The following is a 19882-nucleotide window of genomic DNA, read 5'->3' as shown; positions in this document are numbered from 1 at the left end:
GCCTAAGTGCGTTTTTTATGCTAATGTGCGGGAACCCATTTTTTGATATCGAGCTGCCATTGCAGGGCGGTGAAATCGATAAAAGCGCGCACTAGATTTTGCTGATAACTGCGGGACAAATATACCGCCCACAAGGTTTGGCCTGGTGTCGTAAATTCGGGTAGGACTTCTTTGAGCTGACCACTGGCAAGGTATTGGTTAGCCAAGTCACAGGGTAACCGCACTATGCCATGTCCACGTAGCGCCGCACTGACCAACACTCCCATATCGTTAGCCCTAAGATTCCCTGTAACTTTGACGTGCTCGGCTTGCAGTTCTTTTAGAAAAGACCAGTTTTGTTGCACTGAGTGTATGAGGCAGTTGTGGGCCAGCAGATCAATGGGTTCGAGGAGTGGCGTTGCGCTATCAAGATAGCTCGGCGCCGCGCAAAGTACCGCATCTATGGTCATCAAACGCCGAGCTATGAGATTTTCATCGGGCTGCTCAGTATAACGTAGCGCCACGTCGACTCTTTCATCTACCAATTGCGCAAAACTGTCCGACATTACCAGTTGAATGTTGACCTTAGGATGAATTTTAATAAAGCGATCGACGACATCAAATAGACTGTGCTGCCCAAGGCCAATAGGCGTAGCGATACGAATACTGCCTACCAGTTCACTGTTATGGCTGTGGGCACGGCTCTCCATGGCAGCAACTTCACTTAAGATCCGCTGGCAAAATTGTAGCGCTTCCTCACCCTGCAAAGTCAAGCTGGCGCTGCGCGTGGTGCGGTGTAATAAGCGTAAACTCAACCACTGCTCCACTTCTTGAATATGACGGGAAACCTGTAGGCGGCTGAGGTCTAAATGTTCGGCAGCTTTGGTAAAGCTGCCACAGTTTGCGACTTCGACGAAACTGCGTATTGCGGCAATTTTATCCATATTAGTACCTCAAACTGAAACAATCATGCTCATTTATTGATGTTTATCACGTGAAACACTGCAAGTAAACTGGCTTCAATGTAAATCATCAGAGAGAGTTAACGAAATGAAAATCGCAATTTTAGGTGCAACAGGTTGGATCGGTGGTGCAATTTTAAAAGAAGCATTGAGTCGTGGGCACCAAGTAACAGCGTTAGTGCGTGATCCGAGTAAGTTATCCGCTACCAACGTGGCTGTGCATGCTGTGGATTTAGAGCAGCCATTAGTGGCAGAACCCTTCGCTGGCGTAGATGTTGTTATTGCCTCTGTTGGTGGCCGCGCACAACAAAATCATGGCCTAGTGGCGAGTACAGTTCAGCATTTACTGGATGTGCTGCCCAACGCTAAGGTGCCACGTTTATTGTGGGTTGGTGGTGCAGGCAGCTTAGAAGTGGCACCGGGGGTGACTTTGGTTTCTAGCCCAGATTTTCCCGCTGCATATAAAGATGAGGCGTTAGCTCAGGGTGAAGCCTTGCAGGTATTCCGTGCGGCGCAAACTGCAATTAATTGGACCTTTGTGAGCCCAGCCGCTGAGATTTATCCTGGCGAGAGTGAAGGTCCATATCGCCTTGGTGGCGACAGCTTCTTTACCGATGCTAATGGTCAAAGCCGTATCTCTGTAACCGATTACGCAAAAGCCATGGTAGATGAAGCCGAAAAGGGCGCTCACCCAAACCAGCGCATCAGTGTGGCTTACTGATATCGTTATAGTTGAGTTAGATATTGTGAGTTAGATATTGTGCTGGAATGTGTAACGTAATCGGGACAATGGCCAAATAACCAGCGCTATATTGCACTTCAAAATGTACAGATAAAATAGAACAGGTCAGCTCACTGACCTGTTTTTTTATTCTGCGTAATTGAATAAAGATTTGATGGTTTCTAAGGTATCGGCGATATCTTGGATGCTCGATGGGCAAATAAAGATAGTGTCATCACCGGCAATCGTACCCAAAATGCCTTCTGGTTTACCAATAGAATCCAATAAACGGGCAATCAGCTGCGCGGCACCTGGGCTAGTTCGCACGACGATCATAGCTTGGTTGTGATCGACGTCGAGTACCAAATTCTTCAGTGGGCTACCCGCGGTGGGTACGCCTAATTCGGCTGGTAAGCAATACACCATCTCTTGCTTAGCGTTGCGAGTCCGCACTGCGCCGAACTTGCTGAGCATGCGTGACACTTTTGATTGGTTAATATTACCAAAGCCTTCAGCTTGCAAGGCGGTGACGATTTCACTCTGAGAGCCAAAGCGCTCTTCTTTTAAAATCGACTTAAAAATTCTAACAAGGTCATCCTGATTCTTGGTTGTTTGCATAATATTATTATTCGTTATTCAAAAAAACAGGCCCATTTTGAATATTTTTAGAAAAATTGTCAACAAATAACCAGATTGGTTGAATAAAAATTCACTAAGCCCCAGTGGTTAAGCGTTTGTAGGGGGCGTAAAAATCCCAATTTGAGTAATTGTTCTACATTGCTTCTACGTTATTCCGGAATTCTTTTGTCCCACGACTAAGGGATAATTGAAATTGTTGTGACATTCCAGTAATGTGACGCCAACGCAAATTAGATCCATGTCACACATATCCGAGAAATAACGGAGATAACTATGAAAGTTGCTGTACTTGGTGCTGCTGGTGGTATCGGCCAGGCTCTTGCCCTACTGTTAAAAACTCAATTGCCTGCGGGTTCACAATTGTCTCTATATGATATCGCACCGGTAACTCCGGGTGTTGCGGTTGACTTGAGCCACATTCCAACTGCTGTTGAAATCAAAGGTTTTGCTGGTGAAGATCCAACGCCTGCCCTCGTGGGTGCTGACGTTGTTCTAATTTCTGCTGGTGTTGCGCGTAAGCCTGGTATGGATCGTTCAGATCTGTTCAATATCAATGCGGGTATCGTTCGCAACCTGATCGAAAAAGTAGCGGCAACTTGCCCTACGGCTTTGGTTGGCATTATCACTAACCCAGTCAACACGACCGTAGCTATCGCTGCAGAAGTGATGAAAAAAGCGGGTGTTTACGATAAAAACCGTCTGTTCGGTATCACGACTCTAGACGTGATCCGTTCTGAAACTTTCATCGCCGAATTAAAAGGCCTGAACGTTGCTGACGTTAAAGTCAATGTGATCGGCGGCCACAGCGGCGTGACCATTCTGCCATTACTGTCTCAAGTTGAAGGCGCGACTTTCACTGACGAAGAAGTGGCAAGTCTGACGACTCGCATCCAAAACGCGGGTACAGAAGTGGTTGAAGCTAAAGCCGGTGGCGGAAGCGCGACTCTGTCTATGGGTCAAGCGGCTTGCCGTTTCGGTCTGTCTCTGGTTCGTGGTCTGCAAGGCGAAGCTAACATCGTTGAATGCGCCTATGTTGACGGCGGCAGCGAGCATGCTGAATTCTTCGCACAACCTGTGCTGTTAGGCAAAAACGGTATTGAAAAAGTACTGCCTTACGGTGAAGTGAGTGCATTCGAAGCTAACGCTCGTGATTCTATGTTAGATACGCTGAAAGGCGATATCAAACTAGGCGTTGATTTCGTTAAATAATCTTTCGGATAATCTTTTTAGATTATGACGAATTAAAAACGGAGCCATTGAGCTCCGTTTTTTTATGCCTGCGTTTTACTCTTTCTAAAGCTCATTCAGCGGCGCTTAGTGGGAATTTGGCAGTTATCATCGCAGCGGGCTTTGCCCGTCAGTAAATAAGAGATGCGATATCTGTGTTTTGCGAATCTGAGATAGCACCAATCGGCGACAGTTTTAATCACGGGCAGGCGTAATAGTTGGATCCAAGCGCGCGTCCCTGTCAGTGCCCACGCTTTACAAGTGACATCTAACCCGAGTAACACTTCGCCCGTTGCGGTTTCGCCATGGAGAATCGTATTAGCGTAGTCTCTATCGATATGGCTGAAGCGCTTACTAAAGTCTGGCGCATTTAAATCTTCAAGCGCAATCAAGTTCTTCGGATCGCGCGCTTTCAGTTGGCGCATCTCGGCGCTACATAATGGACAATTTCCATCGTAAAAAATCCGCAGTTCCATCGGTATTACCTCTGATGACTTGATCACAATACTTGGTCTAAGCTCTTGGCTTGAGTACTTAAGCTTGGTTTTCTTCTACCCTATACGCAGAAGAAAGGGTTTTAGATCGAGGTGATTGTAGAACGGATCAGCATCTCATTTGGCTTTTTGTTAGGTTAAATTCAAATGAGTGCAGTAACATCTTGGTTATTCATCAGTTTAACTTGATTGCTGATTTTTAAGCGAACAAGGTAAAACCTGACCAATAACGACTCAAAAGGATAGGTATGACATCTCCCATCATAATCACAGGCGTGGGTAAACGCATAGGTTACGCCTTAGCTAAACATTTTCTCGCCCAAGGTCAGCGTGTGATTGGTACTTATCGCAGCCATTACGCTAGCATCGATGAGCTTAACGCTTTAGGTGCGACTCTGTATCCCTGTGATTTTTATGACGATGCCCAAGTGCAATCCTTAATTGCTGAGTTAGCTAAATTGCCGCAAATTCGCGCCATTATTCACAATGCCTCAGATTGGCTGCCTGATCCTGTGCTTACAAAGAATGAGCCTTTAAAGAGTACCACTTTTGCGCCGAGCCAAGTGCTGCAGCGGATGATGCAAGTGCATGTGAGCGTGCCCTATCAGTTGAACTTGGCCTTAGAGGCGCTGCTACGTGCGGCTGCTGGCGATGAAATCGGCGGCAGTGATGTGATTCATATTACTGACTATGTGGCAGAGAAGGGCAGTCAGAAGCATATCGCCTATGCCGCCAGTAAAGCCGCGCTGCACAATATGACGCTATCCTTTGCCGCCAAGTTTGCGCCCGAGGTCAAAGTGAATTCGATTGCGCCAGCGATGATCCTATTTAATGCGGGTGATGACGCTGCCTATCAGCAAAAAACCTTAACCAAAGCGCTGTTGCCGAAAGAGGCGGGAAATGAGGAAATTATCGACTTAGTGGAATATCTGCTGAATAGCCGCTACGTCACCGGTCGTTGCCATAATGTCGATGGTGGCCGGCATTTAAGGTAGAGAAGGCTCTAGAACGCCACGGCATGGCTCTAGATTCTAGAAGGAGCGAACGACTGCATGATCTATTTTGTTTCATACCCAATGTGACATTTTCACCCTCCAAAGTGGTCAGATGTAGGAGGTAGAATTCTTTAATAGAAAGAGTGCAGGAGCAGTTATGGAGCGACGCTCTGCTTTTTCTAGCAGCGAAGCGCCCTAGCTTCTAGTTTCTAGATCCTTCTTTTTCAAAACGTCAGTACCCGACTTGGGGTGATGATGAACGGTAAAGGCACATCCCAATGTTCGCAAGGTAAACTCGTCACTTGCTGACAGTCGTGGGCGTAACCCATTGGCAAAGGTTTACCTTTAAGCTGCCAGTTTGCCAGCGTCCTATCGTAATAGCCGCCGCCCATGCCCATACGATTTCCCATTAAATCAAAAGCCACTAAGGGCGTGATAACAACATCTAACTCTGTCACTGGGATAATGGCGCGCACATCTAATTTAGGTTCTAAGATGCCGAATTGATTGGGTTGCATGGGGGTGTCTGCGGTGTAATGCAGGAATAATAATTGTCCGGCATTGAAGGGATGTAACCTAGGCAGATAGGTGTTTATGCCCATTTGCCATAGCACAGCGATCAGCGGTGGCGTGGCGAGTTCGCCATCATGGGTGAGATATAACGCCACATGTTGCGCTTTGTTGGCCTGCAATGCATCGAGCATTCGCTGGCAGGCGTTTAAACTTGCTTGGGTTTGTTCTATTTCGGAGAGAGATTTACGGGCGGTGCGAATGGTTTTGCGTAACAGATTGCGGCTTTCTTTTGTATGGAGTGCGATATTTGCCGCATAGTTTGCGACATCTACGGCATCAGCGACTTCTACGGCAAGGTGCGCCGTGTCGCTTTGGGTATTCAAATGAGAAAGTTTGGAAGATGTAGACATAGAATTAAGATGCTCCCCAGAATGCCGCTACCGGTGTAGCCCTTGAACCGTAGGTTCAAGGCGGGTAAATGATTACCTCCTAAGGCTTCTCGGTACAAGCCGAGCATGCACAATGTCAGTAAAGCATTCACCCTGAGATAAAAATTATCGGCACAGGGACATTACCAGTTGGCATGCATCCCAGGGAGCAAAACGGTATTGAATTGCTAAAGCATTGGTTTATTTAAATAAGCCAGTTTAGCCATTCACTGTGCGTCAGTTGGTTTAACTCAATGAGTGTTAAATCACTAAGGTGCACAGTTTAAATCTATTTAGTTGAACGCTCAACTAAGGCACTTTCGAGGGTCGACTGCAGCAAGCTGATCCTGTCGTCCATCTGTTGCATGTAGTGCTTATTTTTTTGCTTTTCTTGGAACAACTCGTGTCCAATATTCAGCGCCGCCATGATCGCAATTTCTTCACGGCTTAGGCTATTGGTTCGGGTTTTTAACGCACTGAGTTGTTGTTCAACTCCCAACGCTACCGTACGTAAGGCATCCTCTTGACCTTTCGGGCAAGCGATAGAGTAGGTGCGCCCAAGTAGGGTAATTTCAACAGCACTGTTACTCATGTCGCGGGTGATCCTTTCGTTAGCCTCTTAGGGCGGACTATATAGGGCTGATCTTAAAAGTGCAAGGTAAGCCGCAAATGGATTGGTCTTTGACGGTTTTGTTTGCTGTTTGTGTGAGCAGTTGGATAGTTTTTTATCAGGGCGTGGCCGATTTCGCCATTATTGGGATTCAGTATTGGTTCAAGTCTTTATCTCTGCTAGCATTGCTGCTGGAAAAATCTTATTGGGATCTGATATGGCAACCCCTCCTTCGTTACGTATCGACAGCTTAAAACTCGCCTTAGATGCGGCTGAAATCGGCCAGCATCCGGTAGAAGTTCACGGTGCTTTAGTCGGTTTAATCTGCGGTGGTGTAGAGCAAACTGGCGACACTTGGATCAAGCCTTTATTCGACCTGATGAACGATGGTCAACCTTTGCCAGCGCAGTTGCACCAATTAGTGTGTGATTTGTTTAACGATTCAGTGACGCGTTTAGTGGATTTTGAATTTGGTTTCATGCCGCTGTTGCCCGAAGAAGAAGAGCCGCTCAGCCAACGTGTTGAAGCCTTGTCCCTGTGGACCCAGAGTTTTTTGACTGGCATGGCGATTATTCAGCCGAAACTGAATCAAGCCTCGGCAGAAGTACGTGAAGTGATCAAAGACTTGGCGGAAATTGCCCAAGTGGAATTTGATGTTGCCGACGATGAAGAATCCGAAGCCGCTTACACTGAATTACTCGAGTTTGTCCGTATTGCAGCCATCATGTGTTACTCGGAGTTTGGTCCTGAGCTTCCCCATGGCGAGGCTGATGATACTGCGGTGGTGCATTAATTTACCGCGGTTGTTTAATGTTCAATAAGTTAACACAGTAGTGGCTTCATTAGATGTCAAAGGTGGGCAAACCTGCCTTTGAGTCCATAGCACTGGTGTTTTTGAGTGCATAGCATTGATGTTTACATCTTTTATGTTTACATGCCTTAGTGTTATGCCAAAGCTTGAATGAGATCCCCATGACGGCCACAAATCACATGGATACTTCAGTTCAACACGTCGACATCGCAATTGTAGGCGGTGCGATGGCGGGGGCGACCCTAGCGTTAGCTCTCGCGCGTCTTTCTCTATCCGCAGCTCGGCCACTTTCTATCGCCTTAATCGAAGCGCACCTTCCCGATAAGCAACACCCCGGGTTCGATGCCCGCTCTATTGCTATCGCCCACGGTTCTATTTTCGAATTATCCCGTTTAGGTTTATGGCAAAAGCTCGCCCATTTGGGCACGGCGATTGAAAATATCCATGTGTCGGATCGCGGCCACTTTGGCATGACAGAACTCAATGCGGCGCAGTTTCATTTAGATGCCCTAGGCCAAGTGGTTGAGCTTGAACGGGTTGGCCAAGTGCTGTTTAACGAGTTGAATAAGAGTAATGTCAAACTCTATTGCCCCGCCAAGCTTGCCCAAGTAGAACCCGCCGTTGAAGGTCACACCTTAGTGCTCGATACGGGCGAGCGAATTCAAGCCAAACTTGTGGTCGCCGCCGATGGTTTGCAATCCAAAGTGCGCAGCAGTTTTAATTTGCCCGTGACCCAAGTGGCCTTCGAGCAAACGGCCATTATTGCCAATATTCAAACTGCCGATTTGCCAACCAATAGGCCTCATAAACATTGGGCCTATGAGCGCTTTACCCAAACGGGTCCCTTAGCCTTATTGCCTATGGCCGATATTCAAGGTCAACCTCGCTTATCTCTCGTGTGGGCGCTCGATGATGCGCGGGCTAAACAGATGCAAGCCGCGCCTAAGGCCGAGTTTTTAGCGGCGCTGCAACAGGCCTTTGGTTATCGTGCGGGCACGTTTATCGATGTCAGCGCGCGCCATGCGTATCCGCTTAATTTGTCCTATATGCCAAGGCCAATTCATCACAGATGTGTGTTTATCGGCAATGCGGCGCAGACACTGCATCCGATTGCGGGGCAAGGATTTAACTTAGGGTTGAGGGATGTGGTGAGTTTGCTCGAGGTGATCCAAAAGGCGCTAGCACAGGGCGAAGATATCGGCTCCGCCGCTGTGACCCATGCGTACCTTAATGCCCGCGAGCATGACAGAAACAGCACTATCCGAAATATCGAATTTTTAGTCCGTGGCTTTTCAAACCAATATTGGCCTATGGCGCTGGGGCGTAACTTAGGATTACGGCTCTTGTCTTGGTTTCCGCCACTGAAAACCCCCGTCGCTCAAAAGGCAATGGGCTGGAAATAACTCCGCAATTTACTGGTATCGCAACGCGAAAAGGATGTACCCATGTTAAGTTCACAAGCCTATGACATCGCCATTGTGGGTGGCGGCATGGTGGGACTCGCCACCGCGATTGGATTGGCGCAGGCCGATCTGAATGTCGTCGTTATCGATGCGGGCCACACAGAAGCCGTGAGCGGCGAGCCGCGTTTACGGGTGAGCGCCATCAATAAGGCGAGCCAGCGCTTGTTAGAAAACTTAGGGGCATGGAGTTATTTAGACACTTCCCGCGCTACGCCTTATCAAAAAATGGCGGTGTGGGATAAAGACGGTTTCGGTAAAATTGCCTTTGATGCCAACAGCATCAGCGAAACCAGTCTCGGCGCGATTATCGAAAACGATGCCATTAGCTTTGCCCTCGCCAAACGTGTCAGTGAGTTTGACAATATCACCCATATTCAAAACCAACGCTTAGAGCGCATTGCTTTTGGTGAGCGCGAAGCTTGGTTGACCCTTGCCAATGGCGCCGATTCTGAAATAGAAAGTGTCAGTGCTGCACTTGTGATAGCCGCCGATGGCGCCAACTCTTGGGTGCGTGAGCAATGCAAGATCCCGCTGACATTCTGGGATTACGGCCACCACGCAATCGTCGCAACTATTCGTACCGAAATGCCACACCTTGCCACCGCCCGCCAAGTGTTTTTGCAGGACGGTCCGCTAGCATTTTTACCTCTGTTTGAAGACAATCTCTGCTCTATCGTCTGGTCGGTGCCGCCCGAGCGCGCCACTGAGTTATTGGCAATGGATAAAGTGCAATTTGAGCGCAACTTAACCGCTGCTTTCGACGGTCGTTTAGGGATTTGCAAGCTGGAAAGCGAGCGCCACGCTTTCCCATTACGGATGCGCTACGCCCGCCATTTTGCCCGCCACCGTTTAGTATTAGCAGGCGATGCTGCCCATACTATTCATCCGCTGGCTGGCCAAGGGGTGAACCTCGGCTTTTTAGATGCGGCCAGCATTATCGAAGTGATCAGCGAATTACAGCAAGCGGGTAAAGATATCGGCGATTATGCGCAGCTGCGTGCACTTGAACGTTGGCGCAAAGCCGATGCAATGGAGATGATCGCAGCGATGGAGGGCTTTAAACGCCTATTCGAAGGTTCAAACCCAGTCAAAAAGGCGATTCGCGATCTGGGATTAAATCTGGTTGATAATGTCGCTGGGCTGAAAACAGTGTTCATACAACAGGCCATGGGCAATAAGTCGGCACTGCCTAAGTTGTGCCGTTAGCCTAGGTTGCGCTAATGTGATCAGAATTGCCGCTAATATCAGCATATTGACTGCAAGCTGCGCAAATCTGGCCTTCGCATGTAAAAAAATTACATGTTGAAGATGAGAAAATCTAATGACAATGGCTTCGGATTAGAAAAATCTCCTGTATACAAATTTGTGACGCAAGGTATAATTTCGCCGCATTTTAGACCCTAGTATCTACACCCTACACTAGGCAGAGACCTGAAAAAGGCCGCAAAAAGGGATAACAATGGCTAACAAAACTATTCTGTTTAACAAGCACTTAGAATCAAACGCTAAGATGGTCGACTTCCACGGTTGGGATATGCCCCTCAACTATGGTTCACAAATCGAAGAACACAACGCTGTGCGTCAAGACGCGGGTATGTTCGACGTATCCCACATGACTGTGGTTGATGTGATAGGTAGCGACGCTGGTGCATTTCTACGTAAGTTGCTGGCGAACGATGTGGCTAGACTTAAAGTGCCAGGTAAAGCCTTATACAGCGGCATGTTAGATGACAATGCCGGTATCATCGACGACCTCATCACTTATTACCTCACTGACACTAACTACCGCGTGGTAGTGAACTCAGCGACCCGCGAAAAAGATCTCGCTTGGATCGCCAAGCAATCCCAAGGTTTTGATGTCACTGTGACTGAGCGTCCTGAGCTGGCGATGATTGCCGTTCAAGGTCCTAACGCAAAAGCGAAAGCCGCTGCCGTGTTCAGTGCCGAGCAAAACGCCGCCATCGAAGGCATGAAACCTTTCTTCGGTAAGCAAGCAGGCTCACTGTTTATTGCGACTACGGGTTACACAGGCGAAGCGGGCTACGAAATTATCGTCCCAGAAGATGAAGCCCAAGCCTTGTGGCAAGCATTGTTAGATCAAGGGGTGAAACCTTGTGGTCTCGGTGCCCGTGACACACTGCGTCTCGAAGCCGGTATGAACCTTTACGGCTTAGACATGGACGAAACCATCAACCCATTGGCCGCCAACATGGGCTGGACTATTGCATGGGAACCAAGCGACCGTGACTTCATCGGCCGTAAAGCCCTCGAAACACTTCGCGATGCCGGAACCAGCAAACTTGTTGGTCTAGTGATGGAAGAAAAGGGCGTGTTACGCCATGATATGCCAGTATTTTTCACTGACGCAGCCGGTGTAGAGCAACAAGGCGTGATCACCAGCGGGACTTTCTCGCCAACATTGGGCTATTCTATTGCGATGGCACGTGTTCCTAGCTCGATTGGGGATACTGCGGAAGTCGAAATGCGTAAAAAACGTGTGGCTGTTAGAGTAGTGGCGCCAAACTTTGTGCGCAACGGTAAACAAGCATTTTAAAAAAACGGAACAAGGAACAAGAACAATGAGCAATATTCCGACAGAACTGAAATACGCCTCTTCACACGAATGGATCCGCAAGGAAGAAGACGGTAGCTACACAGTAGGTATCACTGAGCACGCCCAAGAGCTGTTAGGTGACATGGTTTTCGTTGAACTCCCAGAAGTTGGCGACACTGTGACTGCGGGTGAAGACTGTGCTGTAGCTGAATCAGTAAAAGCGGCGTCTGACATTTATGCCCCTATTTCTGGCGAAGTGATTGCCGTGAACGAAGCGCTGGAAGATTCGCCAGAACTCGTTAACAGCAGTGCTTACGGCGAAGGCTGGTTCTTCCGCGTAATGCCTTCTGACGAATCAGAAGTCGACGCTCTGCTGGATGCTGAAGGCTACCAAGCTGTCATCGACGAAGAATAATCGTCGACGCTAACGAAGCCCTAAGGGGCTTCGTTTGTTTTAGCGCAAGATTGACATAACAACAGTCCGTTAATCAGTACCCTACAGTTCTGAATTTCGGCAAATCTGGAACAAGGTTTATCATGACCAAGCAAACCCTCACTCAGTTAGAACAGCACGATTTATTCCTACGTCGTCATATCGGCCCAGATAGCAGCCAACAGCAAGCCATGCTGAACTATGTTGGTGCTGAGTCTCTGGACGATCTGACCGCGCAAATTGTGCCTGAGTCGATCCGTTTAAGCCAAGATCTGAGCATTGGTGATTCCTGCGGCGAAGCCGAAGGCATTGCTTACATTCGTGGTTTAGCGAAACAAAACCAAGTATTTAAGAGCTATATCGGCATGGGTTACTACGGCACTCAAGTGCCAAACGTGATCCTGCGTAACGTATTTGAAAACCCAGGTTGGTACACGGCTTATACGCCATATCAGCCAGAAATCGCCCAAGGCCGTTTAGAAGCCATTCTAAACTTCCAACAAGTGTCGATGGACTTAACGGGTTTAGATTTGGCTTCTGCTTCTTTGTTAGATGAAGCAACTGCTGCTGCCGAAGCGATGGCGCTGGCAAAGCGCGTTTCTAAAGCGAAAAAAGCCAATATCTTCTTCGTTGCCGATGATGTGTTCCCGCAAACCTTAGACGTAGTGAAAACCCGCGCTGAGTGTTTTGGTTTTGAAGTGGTGGTTGGCCCTGCATCTGAGGCCGTTAACCATGAGCTGTTTGGTGCTTTGTTCCAATATACTAACCGTTTTGGTCAAATCACTGACTTCAGCGAATTATTCGCAACTCTACGTGCGAAGAATGTGGTTGTGACTGTCGCCGCCGACATTATGTCCTTGGTATTACTGAAATCACCGGGCGCTATGGGCGCCGATGTGGTATTCGGTAGTGCGCAGCGTTTTGGTGTGCCAATGGGCTTTGGTGGTCCACACGCGGCCTTCTTCGTTGCCCGTGACGAACACAAGCGTTCTATGCCTGGCCGTATCATTGGAGTGTCAAAAGACGCCCGTGGTAACCGCGCACTGCGTATGGCAATGCAAACTCGTGAGCAACATATCCGCCGCGAAAAAGCCAACTCAAACATTTGTACTGCACAAATTCTGTTAGCGAATATGGCGTCTTTCTACGCCGTATTCCACGGCCCAGATGGCCTGAAAACTATCGCATCACGCATTCACCGTTTCGCCGACATTTTAGCGGCAGGCTTAAAAGCGAAGGGCGTGAACTTAGTCAACAGCACTTGGTTTGATACTGTTAGCATCAAAGGCTTAGATGTTGCTGCCGTCAATGCACGCGCACTGGCTGCTGAAATGAATCTACGTTTCGATGCCGATGGTATTGTGGGCGTGAGCTTAGACGAAACCACGTTGCGCACAGATATCGAAGCCCTGTTCGATGTGATCTTAGGTGCTGGCCATGGTTTAGATGTTGCCGCGTTAGACGCGCAAATCGTGAGCCAAGGTAGCCAATCGATTCCGGCGGCACTCGTGCGCCAAGATGCGATTTTAAGCCACCCAACCTTCAATCGCTATCAAAGCGAAACCGAGATGATGCGTTATATCAAACGTCTCGAAAGCAAAGACTTAGCACTTAACTACTCGATGATTTCACTGGGCTCTTGCACCATGAAGTTAAACGCAGCGGTTGAAATGCTCCCTGTGAGCTGGCCTGAATTTGCCAACATGCACCCATTCAGCCCACTGGATCAAGCCAAAGGCTTTACTCAGTTGATTGAAGAGTTGTCGACTTGGTTAGTGAACATTACAGGCTACGACGCTGTGTGCATCCAACCTAACTCTGGCGCTCAAGGTGAATACGCTGGCTTGTTAGCCATCAAGAAATACCATGAGTCACGTGGCGATGCGCACAGAAACATCTGTTTGATCCCGCAATCTGCCCACGGTACTAACCCTGCATCGGCGCAATTAGCCGGTATGCAAGTGGTGGTGACGGCCTGTGACAAGCAAGGTAACGTCGATTTAGAAGATCTGAAGACGAAAGCTGCCGAAGTGGCTGAAAACTTGTCTTGCATCATGATCACTTACCCATCGACCCACGGTGTGTATGAAGAATCTATCCGCGAAATCTGCAACATAGTGCATCAGCACGGTGGTCAAGTGTACTTAGATGGCGCCAACATGAACGCTCAGGTCGGCTTAACGTCTCCTGGCTTTATCGGTGCCGACGTATCACACCTTAACCTGCACAAAACCTTCGCGATTCCACACGGCGGTGGTGGTCCAGGTATGGGCCCAATCGGCGTGAAATCACACTTAGCCCCATTCGTTGCGGGTCACGTTGTGGTTAAACCGGGCCGCGTGAGCGACAACAACGGCGCCGTATCGGCTGCACCTTACGGTAGCGCGGGCATTCTGCCGATCAGCTGGATGTACATTAAGCTGCTTGGTTCAAAGGGCCTGAAAAAGTCGACCCAAACTGCGCTGTTAAACGCTAACTATGTGATGAAGAAGTTGTCTGAACACTACCCAGTATTGTTCCGTGGCCGTAACGATCGCGTGGCGCACGAATGTATTATCGACCTACGTCCACTGAAAGAAGCTTCAGGCGTGACTGAAATGGATATCGCTAAGCGTTTGAATGACTACGGTTTCCACGCGCCAACCATGAGCTTCCCTGTTGCGGGAACCCTGATGATTGAGCCTACGGAATCTGAGTCTAAGGTGGAACTCGATCGTTTCATCGACGCTATGGTGTCAATCCGCGCTGAAATCGCCAAAGTGGAATCGGGCGAATGGCCAGCGGACAACAACCCGCTGCACAACGCACCGCACACTATGGCCGATATCATGGACCCAGAGTTCGATACGCGTCCATACAGCCGCGAAGTGGCCGTGTTCCCAAGTGCAGCAGTGCGTACTAACAAGTTCTGGCCAACCGTGAATCGTATTGATGATGTGTACGGTGATCGTAACCTAATGTGTTCGTGTGCACCATTATCAGACTACGAGTAATAATTGCTGCTTAGGCTAGCTACTGCGGCGTTGAATCTCAGCTTTCGTGCTCATTGACAGGAGTCAACTCCGCGCGAAAGCTTTCAATCCGCCTTGCATTAGCTTCGCCAGCAACGCAATTATGGTGTAGTTGGCTTCAGCGAATTTGAAGCATAAAAAAGCGACCGAAAGGTCGCTTTTTTATTGCCTGCCGCAGGCTTCCGCATTCTTTTATATTCGCTACATCAGTGACTCGCCGGCAATAATTTAAATATTAGTCGTCCCTGTAGGCTCTACTAAAACATCATATTTTAGAAGGTCACTGGTGCAACAATGCCTGTTCTGGTGTAACGGTTTAGTACAGAGTTATGCTTGTTCTGACATTTCCCAAATACAAGACGCTGGCTGATAAAACGGAGGTGTTACAGGCTTGCCAATAAGCTATTAACAAGCTCGAAACCATACACCTCCATTGAGGTATAGTTATTATACTCAGAGACAGGGATTCGTTTAATTTCTTTCTCTCCCTTATATAGCCCTCCTGCGTAATTAAAGATCCTTAATTCGTCTTTATCTTCGGTCAGGTCTGCATGTCCAATTATCTCCCAAGAACCATTTTTTACATTTTGATTCCCAGTAAATATAACTTTCATCTCTTTCCCCATATCCATGATAGGAAGAGGGCGAAGTACGTCATCACTTTTAAAAACTTTATTATCCTGTACAAATAGGACGCAGAAACCTATGACTTGCTTAAACTTCCCTTTTGGGGCAAAAACAATTTGGCAGATGGCAAATTTACCCTCTGTAGGAATAATAAAAATATCACCTTCTTGATATCTCATTTTCACAATATTTTACCTCTTAGAATAGAAAGAGCATCATCCAGTATCTTATCACCTCAATCACAACTTTCTACTTTAGAAGGGTTAAATTGTGCCGTCCACCTTTAATGATTTGAATTTTATTTCTGCTGAGTTTAGTGCTGCGAAATAGCTTTATCATGGCTTTTGGCAACGGTATTTCCTAATTGCCTGCCGCAGGCTTTCGCACTGTTACACAAGTGACTCGCCGTAGATACATCCCTGTAGGCTCTACTAAAACATCCATGTTTTAGAAGGTCACTGGTGCAACAATGCTTAATCTGGTGTAACTGTTGAGAGGAGAGTTTTGCCTGTCCTGACTTTTGGTAATTCGGCAATTTTATTGAAAATATCTTCGTTGATATAAGTTTAGATTTTAATGCTTAATTAGATGCTTTATTTTTTCTTGATAGAAGCGATAGGAGTTAACGGGGCATTTTGAGATGTATACTCCCATTCTATTCTAAGTATTTTTAATTGCTTATTAAGCTCGTCATCATCTAATTTAGTTTTTATAGTATTAAGTTTTTCTAGTTGTCGTCTCAACTTTCCATAGCAACCTGCCGCAGAACGATGCTGCTCAGCTTTCTCGGCGAATCTAGCAAATGAAACTACTCCTGATAGTGTGGCAGATAAAATACTCATTAAAACTAGTAGTAATTTCCAACATCCTTTGGCATCCATAAAAAGCATAGCCGTCACAATTGTTGAACTAATAATCAAAGCATAACCAGTCTTATTTGCAGTAGAATAAAGTTTTTCTGAACAAGTATAGTGGCCAATTTGAGCATCATGAAGTCTAGTTAACCATTGGTTTATCAATTCATAAATTTTTGTTCTATCATTTGTCGATGTGACTTCATGTGAAACTTCAGTTTCAGGCGCATTAATGTTTTTATCTGTGTTCATTCATCGCGGCTCAGATAGTAGAAATGTTAAACGAAGAGCGCTTTAGTAAACGCTCTTCATTACAATTAAATTCTATTGTATTCAAAGACATTTTTGATATTTTGATGGTGGTAAGTTCCAGCAGAGCTAGAACTCATTAATTCTTCATAGATATGGTACGGTACATTAAAGTATTGATATGTACCACTTCTAAACTCTATTTCAAGAGTAGAAGTATTTTCATCGTAACCAACAGAAACTAAGTTGCTTGATTCAACAGGTTGTCTTTCCATGATCTTCTCCAATATATGGTGTGAGTTAATGTTTTTTTGTATCTTGTAGTCGCCAAGATGTTACTAAGTCTACAAAATTATGGTCGGTTTTGTCTTTAGACCAACTTTCTGTAACTTTAGGGTCATGACTATTAGGAAATTGCCCTTCTTTTGGAATTCGAAATTTAAATCTCATAGGAAGTTTTGCTGCTTCTCCAGTGACAATTGCTTCACCTGTTCGCAATATAGGGAGTGAATCTACAATTCCAGATAGACTGTCGGACATAGCTGATTTTACCCGTGCTCTATCTGTAGCATTACTAATGCGCAGTGAAAATAACGTTCCACACTGAGATAAAATCGTTTCATCAATCTCAGAAGGTCTTTGGCTTATTAACATTGAACCCACGCCGAATTTCCGCCCTTCTTTTGCTATCCTTCTCACCATTGATTTTGATAACCCAGAGTTTTCAGTTGATAGATATCGATGCGCCTCTTCCATAACTAGCAATAGTGGATTTTTTTTCATACCCACATTTAAATTCTTACTCCAAATCGCTGATTCAAAGAGAATGTCGAGCATGGATCCGAGTAAAAGATCTAGTCTTTCTGAAGGCATACCTGATAGGTCTAATATGGTTATAGGCTTATCTCCGCCAACCCAATTAGCTATCAGTGATGAAAGGTCTTTTTCGCATTTGTTTTCTTCATTAGGGGTCCAATCTCCTGGTTTTAGGAAGAAAGAATACTGAGAGTCAAGTAACCTCGAACGCATTAAATCTAGATTTTTTTTCCAACCGCTATTACCTGTTCCTTTCTTTACTCTTTCTTCTTTCTTAGTGCACGCTGCTTTAAATCTAGGTGGTTTGAGTTCTTTTACATTACCTTCGTCAGTATAAGCAGGTTCGGTCATGTCCTCATCTAACCAGTTAACTGAATAAGTATGAAATAATTCATACCAAATCTTATCTAATCTAAAGGGAATTGGAGTGTAAGCCGTTATCTTGTTGATGTTTATTTTTATGTTGTCATTAGCATTCACGAAATTAATTTTTTCATCGATAATGAGGTCTATAAAATTATTTTTTAGATCAGTACTTGGGCCGCAAAGAAAATCTATAAGACTATCTGGAGCAACACACCAATATGGAATGTATAGATTTTCAGCGTCATTGTCAGCATTTATTGAAAACACATTTGCAATATCGCTTAATGCTGATGAGTATTCACCATGTAAGTCGAATAGAACAATTCTTGCTGATGGCATCAAAATATTTTGAGTATGTGAAGTTATAATAGCTCTTAAGAGGCTTGCGACACTAGTTGACTTACCTGAACCTGTTGAACCTAAAATTGCACTATGTTTGTTAACTAAATTATCTAGATCAATACTGACATTAATACTATCTGAGCTAGATAATTTTCCTATGACAATTTGACCTTTTTCCTGTGTCCCATAAATTTTCTTTAAGTCTTGTTCGGTTACAAGGTGAACCTCTTCTGAAATAGAAGGAAACTGACTTATGCCTCGTTCAAAATCATTACCAATAGCCTCACCAACCAACTCAACTTTAAGTTGTCTACGAGTGTTTATTTTCCCTGATAAATCAATTGAATCTGTATTTTCAACTGTTTCAGAGATAATGCCATAAAGGTTGTTGTAGCCTTGAGGTATTCTTACGAAGCTACCTACTTGGCCAATTCTGTGAGTTTTACCTTCAATAACTAGCAGGCCAGACATTACTTGTGGAGTCAACTCTACGAAAATCGAAGCTCCAGAAACTGATATAACTTTTCCTAAATATGTCGGTGGCTTAGTCATTGTCACTACCTTCGTCAGTTTCACTTTTAGCGACTTTTTGGGTTAAAGATAACGTCCCCCCTGAACTGGCTAGAAACTTAGTGAATGTGACAAAATCACCGAGTTTGAAATGTCTAGATGTAGGTGACCAATATTCATTTCTGATAATATCCCAATTCTTACTCGGTGGCTCACCTATGACCCACGGTGCTCTAACTCCATTAATCACAGCTCCATCAGCGCAATAAACACTAATATTTGGTGTTCTCATTGCTGCTTTTATCGCGAAAGGTTCTTCTTCTAATTTTCTGTATTGAAAAGCAAAAATCGCAGAGGATCTATTCTCTGATAAACACTCATCTAATTTGGCGGTGATATGAGCATCTGCGAATGAGAAGCCTGTTGTTAAAAGTAGGGTGTCAGGTTCGAGAAGAAAATTCTTTAATCGTTCAAACAGTGAAGAAAACGGTGCTGATTGTGTTTGGTCATATTTAATGTGTGAAGGATAAACCATAGTCCCTTCAGCTTCACTATTTCCTCTTATGATCTCTCCGTTATCATTTCTAGTCCAGTTTATGGAACCATGAAGCTTCCACAGCCGAATCCATTTTGCTGGTAGATCATTACTTGAAATACTGGAAGGGTCAAAAAAAGCATTTTTGGCACCTGAAAAACCATCGAAATAAGGGGTTCTGGCTCTTTCCATTGCTTCTTCTAAAAGAAGATCATAATTAGTTGTAAATATTTCAACAGCTGAATCACGATTGATACCATTAATCCATGATATTAGATGACTATAGGGGTTTTCATTTTCAGGGAGCTGCTTATTAACAACTTCTTTTATTATATGGCATATTTTCTTTGAGAGATTTTGATACCCTTGAGCATCAAGACCATGAACTTTAAATATCCCTATTACTTCAGCTAGCGAGCGAACTCTTGAAAGTATAAGCTCAATGTTCTTGTCACCGATTTCGTGGGCTAATGCATCAAAGGCAGGTTTTTCTGTTACTTCCTCCAATCCTAGATACACAATCCTAGTTAGGCCTGCAATATCAGGAATTAACGGTTCCCTTTCTGCTGCCCCAGCCTCAGCTACATTAATACTGAAAGGTGCACCAGCACCGATTAGTATGCCAATCTTCTTTTTACTGTGTGCGAGTACATGACGAAAATCGTACATGTACTGATCTGGATTATGTACCGTTGTAGTTGGCATATGACTTTCCTTGGTCAAAGCAGTTTGATATGTGTGGT

Annotated in this window: 19 protein-coding genes and 1 other RNA gene; 9 read left to right on the top strand and 11 right to left on the bottom strand. The window is 45.7% G+C overall.

Going from position 1 to position 19882, the window contains the following annotated elements; genetic code table 11:
- Nucleotides 1-20: 20 nt before the first annotated feature.
- Nucleotides 21-923 (bottom strand): LysR family transcriptional regulator, encoded by a 903-nt coding sequence (locus KO531_RS03845; RefSeq protein WP_219250428.1) that lies wholly within the window; start codon nucleotides 921-923, stop codon nucleotides 21-23.
- Nucleotides 924-1029: 106 nt separating this feature from the next.
- Here KO531_RS03845 and KO531_RS03840 point away from each other — a divergent pair, with 106 nt between their 5' ends.
- Nucleotides 1030-1662 (top strand): NAD(P)-dependent oxidoreductase, encoded by a 633-nt coding sequence (locus KO531_RS03840; protein ID WP_219250427.1) that lies wholly within the window; start codon nucleotides 1030-1032, stop codon nucleotides 1660-1662.
- 147 nt (nucleotides 1663-1809) lie between these two features.
- Here KO531_RS03840 and argR read toward each other — a convergent pair whose 3' ends face one another.
- The gene (argR, locus tag KO531_RS03835; protein ID WP_006080175.1) at nucleotides 1810-2280 is read right to left on the bottom strand and encodes a transcriptional regulator ArgR; all 471 of its coding nucleotides are present in this window, start codon (nucleotides 2278-2280) and stop codon (nucleotides 1810-1812) included.
- Nucleotides 2281-2574: 294 nt separating this feature from the next.
- Here argR and mdh point away from each other — a divergent pair, with 294 nt between their 5' ends.
- A complete protein-coding gene (mdh, locus tag KO531_RS03830; RefSeq protein WP_105250210.1) occupies nucleotides 2575-3510 on the top strand; it encodes a malate dehydrogenase in 936 nt (311 codons plus the stop codon).
- 95 nt (nucleotides 3511-3605) lie between these two features.
- Here the strand turns inward: mdh and KO531_RS03825 are convergent, their stop codons facing one another.
- Nucleotides 3606-4004 carry a DUF393 domain-containing protein gene (locus KO531_RS03825; protein ID WP_212599683.1) on the bottom strand — a complete coding sequence of 133 codons (399 nt, stop codon included), beginning with the start codon at nucleotides 4002-4004 and terminating at the stop codon, nucleotides 3606-3608.
- 266 nt (nucleotides 4005-4270) lie between these two features.
- Between KO531_RS03825 and folM the strand changes: the two genes are divergently transcribed.
- Entirely contained in the window at nucleotides 4271-5017 is a 747-nt protein-coding gene (gene folM, locus KO531_RS03820) for a dihydromonapterin reductase (protein WP_219250426.1), read from the top strand.
- Nucleotides 5018-5241: 224 nt separating this feature from the next.
- On the opposite strand, the gene KO531_RS03815 is transcribed toward folM, so the two are convergent.
- The 3 genes from KO531_RS03815 to KO531_RS03805 form a co-directional block, all read right to left on the bottom strand.
- Nucleotides 5242-5940: a 5-formyltetrahydrofolate cyclo-ligase gene (locus KO531_RS03815; RefSeq protein ID WP_219250425.1), complete on the bottom strand. Its 699-nt coding sequence runs from the start codon at nucleotides 5938-5940 to the stop codon at nucleotides 5242-5244.
- Nucleotides 5941-5949: 9 nt separating this feature from the next.
- Nucleotides 5950-6130: non-coding RNA, 6S RNA (gene ssrS / locus KO531_RS03810), on the bottom strand.
- A gap of 117 nt (nucleotides 6131-6247) precedes the next feature.
- Nucleotides 6248-6550 (bottom strand): cell division protein ZapA, encoded by a 303-nt coding sequence (locus KO531_RS03805; protein WP_105250206.1) that lies wholly within the window; start codon nucleotides 6548-6550, stop codon nucleotides 6248-6250.
- A gap of 235 nt (nucleotides 6551-6785) precedes the next feature.
- Between KO531_RS03805 and KO531_RS03800 the strand changes: the two genes are divergently transcribed.
- The 6 genes from KO531_RS03800 to gcvP all read left to right on the top strand — a co-directional run bounded on the left by KO531_RS03800 (nucleotide 6786) and on the right by gcvP (nucleotide 14822).
- Nucleotides 6786-7361, top strand: coding sequence for a UPF0149 family protein (locus tag KO531_RS03800; protein WP_105252998.1), 576 nt, complete (start codon nucleotides 6786-6788; stop codon nucleotides 7359-7361).
- Between the two features lie 179 nt (nucleotides 7362-7540).
- Nucleotides 7541-8782, top strand: a complete 1242-nt coding sequence (gene ubiH / locus KO531_RS03795) for a 2-octaprenyl-6-methoxyphenyl hydroxylase (protein ID WP_219250424.1) — start codon at nucleotides 7541-7543, stop codon at nucleotides 8780-8782.
- Nucleotides 8783-8824: 42 nt separating this feature from the next.
- Nucleotides 8825-10048 (top strand): FAD-dependent monooxygenase, encoded by a 1224-nt coding sequence (locus tag KO531_RS03790; RefSeq protein ID WP_219250423.1) that lies wholly within the window; start codon nucleotides 8825-8827, stop codon nucleotides 10046-10048.
- A 253-nt stretch (nucleotides 10049-10301) separates the two neighbouring features.
- A complete protein-coding gene (gene gcvT / locus KO531_RS03785; protein ID WP_219250422.1) occupies nucleotides 10302-11396 on the top strand; it encodes a glycine cleavage system aminomethyltransferase GcvT in 1095 nt (364 codons plus the stop codon).
- A 25-nt stretch (nucleotides 11397-11421) separates the two neighbouring features.
- Nucleotides 11422-11811 (top strand): glycine cleavage system protein GcvH, encoded by a 390-nt coding sequence (gcvH, locus tag KO531_RS03780; protein ID WP_011845766.1) that lies wholly within the window; start codon nucleotides 11422-11424, stop codon nucleotides 11809-11811.
- A 122-nt stretch (nucleotides 11812-11933) separates the two neighbouring features.
- Nucleotides 11934-14822 carry an aminomethyl-transferring glycine dehydrogenase gene (gene gcvP / locus KO531_RS03775; RefSeq protein ID WP_212599689.1) on the top strand — a complete coding sequence of 963 codons (2889 nt, stop codon included), beginning with the start codon at nucleotides 11934-11936 and terminating at the stop codon, nucleotides 14820-14822.
- Nucleotides 14823-15223: 401 nt separating this feature from the next.
- Here the strand turns inward: gcvP and KO531_RS03770 are convergent, their stop codons facing one another.
- The 5 genes from KO531_RS03770 to KO531_RS03750 form a co-directional block, all read right to left on the bottom strand.
- Nucleotides 15224-15646, bottom strand: coding sequence for an Imm26 family immunity protein (locus KO531_RS03770; RefSeq protein ID WP_251068834.1), 423 nt, complete (start codon nucleotides 15644-15646; stop codon nucleotides 15224-15226).
- Between the two features lie 414 nt (nucleotides 15647-16060).
- The gene (locus tag KO531_RS03765; protein WP_219250420.1) at nucleotides 16061-16573 is read right to left on the bottom strand and encodes an SLATT domain-containing protein; all 513 of its coding nucleotides are present in this window, start codon (nucleotides 16571-16573) and stop codon (nucleotides 16061-16063) included.
- 65 nt (nucleotides 16574-16638) lie between these two features.
- Nucleotides 16639-16845: a KTSC domain-containing protein gene (locus tag KO531_RS03760; RefSeq protein WP_219250419.1), complete on the bottom strand. Its 207-nt coding sequence runs from the start codon at nucleotides 16843-16845 to the stop codon at nucleotides 16639-16641.
- Nucleotides 16846-16870: 25 nt separating this feature from the next.
- Nucleotides 16871-18646 (bottom strand): ATP-binding protein, encoded by a 1776-nt coding sequence (locus KO531_RS03755; protein WP_219250418.1) that lies wholly within the window; start codon nucleotides 18644-18646, stop codon nucleotides 16871-16873.
- Nucleotides 18639-19844, bottom strand: coding sequence for an SIR2 family protein (locus tag KO531_RS03750; protein ID WP_219250417.1), 1206 nt, complete (start codon nucleotides 19842-19844; stop codon nucleotides 18639-18641). Before KO531_RS03750 ends, KO531_RS03755 begins: the two co-directional genes overlap by 8 nt.
- Nucleotides 19845-19882 lie beyond the last annotated feature (38 nt).

Origin of the sequence: Shewanella sp. NKUCC06_TVS (genome assembly GCF_019345515.1) — a bacterium.
Lineage (GTDB): Bacteria > Pseudomonadota > Gammaproteobacteria > Enterobacterales > Shewanellaceae > Shewanella > Shewanella oncorhynchi.
Note: the sequence above shows the minus strand (reverse complement) of the source record. Positions and strands in the feature narration are given on the sequence as shown.

What these genes read in the sequence shown, in the direction of transcription:
- KO531_RS03845 (WP_219250428.1), bottom strand. Translation starts at nt 923, where the DNA reads ATGGATAAAATTGCCGCAATACGCAGTTTCGTCGAAGTCGCAAACTGT.
- KO531_RS03840 (WP_219250427.1), top strand. Translation starts at nt 1,030, where the DNA reads ATGAAAATCGCAATTTTAGGTGCAACAGGTTGGATCGGTGGTGCAATT.
- argR (WP_006080175.1), bottom strand. Translation starts at nt 2,280, where the DNA reads ATGCAAACAACCAAGAATCAGGATGACCTTGTTAGAATTTTTAAGTCG.
- mdh (WP_105250210.1), top strand. Translation starts at nt 2,575, where the DNA reads ATGAAAGTTGCTGTACTTGGTGCTGCTGGTGGTATCGGCCAGGCTCTT.
- KO531_RS03825 (WP_212599683.1), bottom strand. Translation starts at nt 4,004, where the DNA reads ATGGAACTGCGGATTTTTTACGATGGAAATTGTCCATTATGTAGCGCC.
- folM (WP_219250426.1), top strand. Translation starts at nt 4,271, where the DNA reads ATGACATCTCCCATCATAATCACAGGCGTGGGTAAACGCATAGGTTAC.
- KO531_RS03815 (WP_219250425.1), bottom strand. Translation starts at nt 5,940, where the DNA reads ATGTCTACATCTTCCAAACTTTCTCATTTGAATACCCAAAGCGACACG.
- KO531_RS03805 (WP_105250206.1), bottom strand. Translation starts at nt 6,550, where the DNA reads ATGAGTAACAGTGCTGTTGAAATTACCCTACTTGGGCGCACCTACTCT.
- KO531_RS03800 (WP_105252998.1), top strand. Translation starts at nt 6,786, where the DNA reads ATGGCAACCCCTCCTTCGTTACGTATCGACAGCTTAAAACTCGCCTTA.
- ubiH (WP_219250424.1), top strand. Translation starts at nt 7,541, where the DNA reads ATGACGGCCACAAATCACATGGATACTTCAGTTCAACACGTCGACATC.
- KO531_RS03790 (WP_219250423.1), top strand. Translation starts at nt 8,825, where the DNA reads ATGTTAAGTTCACAAGCCTATGACATCGCCATTGTGGGTGGCGGCATG.
- gcvT (WP_219250422.1), top strand. Translation starts at nt 10,302, where the DNA reads ATGGCTAACAAAACTATTCTGTTTAACAAGCACTTAGAATCAAACGCT.
- gcvH (WP_011845766.1), top strand. Translation starts at nt 11,422, where the DNA reads ATGAGCAATATTCCGACAGAACTGAAATACGCCTCTTCACACGAATGG.
- gcvP (WP_212599689.1), top strand. Translation starts at nt 11,934, where the DNA reads ATGACCAAGCAAACCCTCACTCAGTTAGAACAGCACGATTTATTCCTA.
- KO531_RS03770 (WP_251068834.1), bottom strand. Translation starts at nt 15,646, where the DNA reads ATGAGATATCAAGAAGGTGATATTTTTATTATTCCTACAGAGGGTAAA.
- KO531_RS03765 (WP_219250420.1), bottom strand. Translation starts at nt 16,573, where the DNA reads ATGAACACAGATAAAAACATTAATGCGCCTGAAACTGAAGTTTCACAT.
- KO531_RS03760 (WP_219250419.1), bottom strand. Translation starts at nt 16,845, where the DNA reads ATGGAAAGACAACCTGTTGAATCAAGCAACTTAGTTTCTGTTGGTTAC.
- KO531_RS03755 (WP_219250418.1), bottom strand. Translation starts at nt 18,646, where the DNA reads ATGACTAAGCCACCGACATATTTAGGAAAAGTTATATCAGTTTCTGGA.
- KO531_RS03750 (WP_219250417.1), bottom strand. Translation starts at nt 19,844, where the DNA reads ATGCCAACTACAACGGTACATAATCCAGATCAGTACATGTACGATTTT.